The sequence below is a fragment of the Mucilaginibacter terrenus genome (assembly GCF_003432065.1).
In the GTDB taxonomy this organism is placed as follows: Bacteria; Bacteroidota; Bacteroidia; order Sphingobacteriales; family Sphingobacteriaceae; genus Mucilaginibacter; species Mucilaginibacter terrenus.
In genome coordinates this window covers 1-5,339 of sequence record NZ_QWDE01000009.1, presented here as the reverse complement: position 1 = coordinate 5,339, position 5,339 = coordinate 1, and the positions used below count along the sequence as shown (strand labels likewise).

General features: G+C 48.4%; 2 tRNA genes and 2 rRNA genes. All 4 read left to right on the top strand.

Features of this window, described 5'->3' with window-relative positions:
• The first annotated feature begins 349 nt into the window (after positions 1-349).
• The 4 genes from DYU05_RS20800 to DYU05_RS20785 all read left to right on the top strand — a co-directional run bounded on the left by DYU05_RS20800 (position 350) and on the right by DYU05_RS20785 (position 5,308).
• Positions 350-1,871 (top strand): 16S ribosomal RNA (locus DYU05_RS20800).
• A gap of 166 nt (positions 1,872-2,037) precedes the next feature.
• Positions 2,038-2,112: transfer RNA gene (locus DYU05_RS20795), tRNA-Ile, on the top strand.
• Positions 2,113-2,123: 11 nt separating this feature from the next.
• Positions 2,124-2,200: transfer RNA gene (locus tag DYU05_RS20790), tRNA-Ala, on the top strand.
• 228 nt (positions 2,201-2,428) lie between these two features.
• A 23S ribosomal RNA gene (locus tag DYU05_RS20785) occupies positions 2,429-5,308 on the top strand.
• Together the 16S and 23S rRNA genes with 2 tRNA genes alongside form the textbook arrangement of a ribosomal RNA operon.
• The last annotated feature ends 31 nt before the right edge of the window (positions 5,309-5,339 follow it).

The window sequence follows — 5,339 nt, the reverse complement described above, 5'->3', positions numbered from 1 at the left end:
TTTTTGCAGAAATAAAAAACTTTTCTACCTTTGCAGTCCCAAAACGAGGGAGAGAAAATCGGAAACGAGATTTGAAAATAACGTTAAAGAGCCGGAAGCGTTTTCCGGGGAAAACAAAAGATTGAAGTTAAGCGTCGCAATGATGCAATAACATAAAAGCCGAACCGCGAGGAGAAGCGAAAAGTTCTTAAAGAGATTAGAAGATTAGAATGCAGCGTAACGGTCCCACGGGATTAGTTATACTGAAAAGAAGAAGCTTGAAGAGCGATGGGATAATGTAAGAGAATATTTTTTTTACAGATTTCTATTGATTGAGTTTAATAGGGTCTGGATACAAACAACACATTTTACAATGGAGAGTTTGATCCTGGCTCAGGATGAACGCTAGCGGCAGGCCTAATACATGCAAGTCGGACGGGATTTGGGAGCTTGCTCCTGATGAGAGTGGCGCACGGGTGCGTAACACGTATGTAACCTACCTTGTTCAGGGGGATAGCCTCTCGAAAGAGAGATTAACACCGCATAAAATATCGATGTGGCATCACAATGATATCAAATATTTATAGGAACAAGATGGGCATGCGGAACATTAGCTAGTTGGTAAGGTAACGGCTTACCAAGGCTACGATGTTTAGGGGATCTGAGAGGATGACCCCCCACACTGGTACTGAGACACGGACCAGACTCCTACGGGAGGCAGCAGTAAGGAATATTGGTCAATGGGCGCAAGCCTGAACCAGCCATGCCGCGTGCAGGAAGACGGCCCTACGGGTTGTAAACTGCTTTTGTACCGGAATAAACCCTTTTACGTGTAAGAGGCTGAATGTACGGTAAGAATAAGGATCGGCTAACTCCGTGCCAGCAGCCGCGGTAATACGGAGGATCCGAGCGTTATCCGGATTTATTGGGTTTAAAGGGTGCGTAGGCGGCCTATTAAGTCAGGGGTGAAAGACGGTAGCTCAACTATCGCAGTGCCTTTGATACTGATGGGCTTGAATACACTTGAGGTAGGCGGAATGTGACAAGTAGCGGTGAAATGCATAGATATGTCACAGAACACCAATTGCGAAGGCAGCTTACTAAAGTGTGATTGACGCTGAGGCACGAAAGCGTGGGGATCAAACAGGATTAGATACCCTGGTAGTCCACGCCCTAAACGATGAATACTCGATGTTGGCGATATACGGTCAGCGTCTAAGCGAAAGCGTTAAGTATTCCACCTGGGGAGTACGCCCGCAAGGGTGAAACTCAAAGGAATTGACGGGGGCCCGCACAAGCGGAGGAGCATGTGGTTTAATTCGATGATACGCGAGGAACCTTACCCGGGCTTGAAAGTTAGTGAATAGAGCAGAGACGCTCTAGTCCTTCGGGACACGAAACTAGGTGCTGCATGGCTGTCGTCAGCTCGTGCCGTGAGGTGTTGGGTTAAGTCCCGCAACGAGCGCAACCCCTATGTTTAGTTGCCAGCATGTAATGATGGGGACTCTAAACAGACTGCCTATGCAAATAGAGAGGAAGGAGGGGACGACGTCAAGTCATCATGGCCCTTACGTCCGGGGCTACACACGTGCTACAATGGGCAGTACAGAGGGCAGCTACCTGGCAACAGGATGCCAATCTCCAAAAGCTGTTCACAGTTCGGATCGGGGTCTGCAACTCGACCCCGTGAAGTTGGATTCGCTAGTAATCGCGTATCAGCAATGACGCGGTGAATACGTTCCCGGGCCTTGTACACACCGCCCGTCAAGCCATGGAAGCTGGAAGTGCCTGAAGTGCGTAACCGCAAGGAGCGTCCTAGGGTAAAGTCGGTAACTGGGGCTAAGTCGTAACAAGGTAGCCGTACCGGAAGGTGTGGCTGGAATACCTCCTTTCTGGAGCATTATCCCAAACTTTAAGCAATAAGTATTCTTTAAGATAACAGCACTGAAAGGCTGTTACCTGCATTAATTTTCTAAATAAGATCTCAAAAAAAACAACCCGGAAGATGAAGCCATCATGTGGTGCGCCATACGAGTGGCAAGATTGTAGGTAAAAGACAGTCCTGTAGCTCAGCTTGGTTAGAGCACTACACTGATAATGTAGGGGTCAGCAGTTCAAATCTGCTCGGGACTACACATCTGAAAGGGGGATTAGCTCAGCTGGCTAGAGCACCTGCCTTGCACGCAGGGGGTCAACGGTTCGAATCCGTTATTCTCCACCACACCCACCGTTTCCTGAGAGGGATAGGATATAATGCAAGTTATGATAGCGATATCATATTGGGTAAAGTTCTTTGACATATTGGAAGAAGTAAAATGAAAGAGAAGACAACAGTAGGGAGTCTTTTCTGGACGATGAAGCGCGTAGCAATACGAGCGGAATCAAAAGAGAGACATCTCAAAAAATAATGAAAACGTATCGTGCCGAGCAAAAGCGGCAATGATATTAGAAGAAAGTAAGAAAGGGTACACGGGGGATGCCTTGGCTCTCAGAGGCGATGAAGGACGTGATAAGCTGCGATAAGCTGCGGGGATTAGCAAATATAAATTGATCCGCAGATTTCCGAATGGGGAAACCTAACTATTTGAAGAATAGTTGCATAAATGCGCAAACCTGCTGAACTGAAACATCTAAGTAAGCAGAGGAAGAGAAAACAACAGTGATTTCCTGAGTAGTGGCGAGCGAAAGGGAAGAAGCCCAAACCATATATGTTACGGCATATACGGGGTTATAGGACCACAACATGAATATTAAAATGAACCGGAAGGGCATGGGAAGGCCCACCATAGAGCATGAGAGTTGCGTACGGGTAAGTAATAATAGGATAGTGGTATCCTGAGTACCGCGAGGTCGGAGACGCCTTGTGGGAATTTGCCGGCACCATCCGGTAAGGCTAAATACTCCTGAGAGACCGATAGTGAACCAGTACCGTGAGGGAAAGGTGAAAAGAACCCCGAACAGGGGAGTGAAATAGAACCTGAAACCGTGTACTTACAAGCGGTCGGAGCGGACATGTTCCGTGACGGCGTGCCTTTTGCATAATGAGCCTACGAGTTACTCTTCCCTGGCAAGGTTAAGTGTTTAAGACACGGATCCGAAGCGAAAGCGAGTCTGAATAGGGCGTATAGTCAGGGGAGGTAGACGCGAAACCTTGTGATCTACCCATGGGCAGGTTGAAGGTGCCGTAACAGGTACTGGAGGACCGAACCGATAAACGTTGAAAAGTTTCCGGATGACTTGTGGGTAGGGGTGAAAGGCTAATCAAACTGGGAAATAGCTCGTACTCCCCGAAATGTTTTTAGGAACAGCGTGGTGGTAAAGTTATACAGAGGTAGAGCTACTGATTGGGTGCGGGGGAGTCAAATCCTACCAAATCCAGACAAACTCCGAATGCTGTATAATATACACTGCAGTGAGGCTATGGGTGCTAAGGTCCATGGCCGAGAGGGAAAGAACCCAGACCATCAGCTAAGGTCCCCAAATTAGCGCTAAGTTGAACTAACGAGGTCCGATTGCACAGACAGCTAGGATGTTGGCTTGGAAGCAGCCATTCATTTAAAGAGTGCGTAACAGCTCACTAGTCGAGCGATCGGGCATGGATAATAAACGGGCATTAAGCGTTATACCGAAGCTATGGATTACACTTTTAGTGTACTGGTAGGGGAGCATTCTACATGCGGTGAAGCAGGAAGGACAACTGACTGTGGAGGGTGTAGAAAAGCAAATGTAGGCATAAGTAACGATAAGGCGGGAGAGAAACCCGCCCACCGAAAGACTAAGGTTTCCTGATCAACGCTAATCGGATCAGGGTTAGTCGGGGCCTAAGGTGAAGCCGAAGGGCGTAGCCGATGGACAACTGGTTAATATTCCAGTACTTTTTATAACTGCGATGCGGTGACGGAGTAGTGACACTGACGCGAACTGACGGAATAGTTCGTTAAAGGCCGTAGGTATAGGTTTGGTAGTTAAGTACGCCAGACTTGCTGAAAGCTGATAGTACACTGAGCCTTCGGGCAAGGTGATAGTTCAGGTAATCAGACTTCCAAGAAAACCCGCTAAGCTTCAGGTTATAAAAACCCGTACCGTAAACCGACACAGGTAGTCGAGGAGAGAATCCTAAGGTGCTCGAGTGAATCATGGCTAAGGAACTCGGCAAAATGGCCCTGTAACTTCGGGAGAAGGGGCGCTGGTAGCAATATCAGCCGCAGTGAAAAGGCCCAGGCGACTGTTTAACAAAAACACATGGCTTTGCAAAATCGAAAGATGACGTATAAGGCCTGACACCTGCCCGGTGCCGGAAGGTTAAGAGGGGATGTTAGTCGCAAGGCGAAGCATTGAATCGAAGCCCCGGTAAACGGCGGCCGTAACTATAACGGTCCTAAGGTAGCGAAATTCCTTGTCGGGTAAGTTCCGACCTGCACGAATGGTGTAACGATCTGGGCGCTGTCTCAGCCATGAGCTCGGTGAAATTGTGGTATCGGTGAAGACGCCGGTTACCCGCAACGGGACGGAAAGACCCCATGCACCTTCACTACAACTTAACATTGATATCGGATACAGGATGTGTAGGATAGGTGGGAGGCTGTGATCCTGCTTCGCTAGGAGTAGGTTAGCCAACGTTGAAATACCACCCTTTCTGTATTTGGTGTCTAACCCGATAATGTCGGGGACATTGTTTGGCGGGTAGTTTGACTGGGGTGGTCGCCTCCAAAAAGGTAACGGAGGCTTTCAAAGGTAAGCTCAGTACGCTTGGTAACCGTACGCGGAGTGCAATAGCATAAGCTTGCTTGACAGTGAGACAGACAAGTCGAGCTGGGTCGAAAGACGGATATAGTGATCCGGTGGTTCTGCATGGAAGGGCCATCGCTCAAAGGATAAAAGGTACGCTGGGGATAACAGGCTGATCTCCCCCAAGAGCTCATATCGACGGGGAGGTTTGGCACCTCGATGTCGGCTCGTCACATCCTGGGGCTGGAGAAGGTCCCAAGGGTTGAGCTGTTCGCTCATTAAAGTGGCACGCGAGCTGGGTTCAGAACGTCGCGAGACAGTTCGGTCCCTATCTGTTGTGGGCGTTGGAAGTTTGAATGGGGCTGACCTTAGTACGAGAGGACCGGGTTGGACTAACCTCTGGTGAATCTGTTATGCCGCCAGGTGTACTGCAGAGTAGCTACGTTGGGAATAGATAAGCGCTGAAAGCATCTAAGTGCGAAACTAGCCATGAGATGAGACTTCCTTATAGGATCGTAGCAGACTACTACGTTGATAGGTTACAGATATAAAGGTGGTGACATCAAAGTCGAGTAATACTAATTATCCGAAGCTTTCTCTAACAGAAGAATTTGCTGTTGTTTTCTCTTACA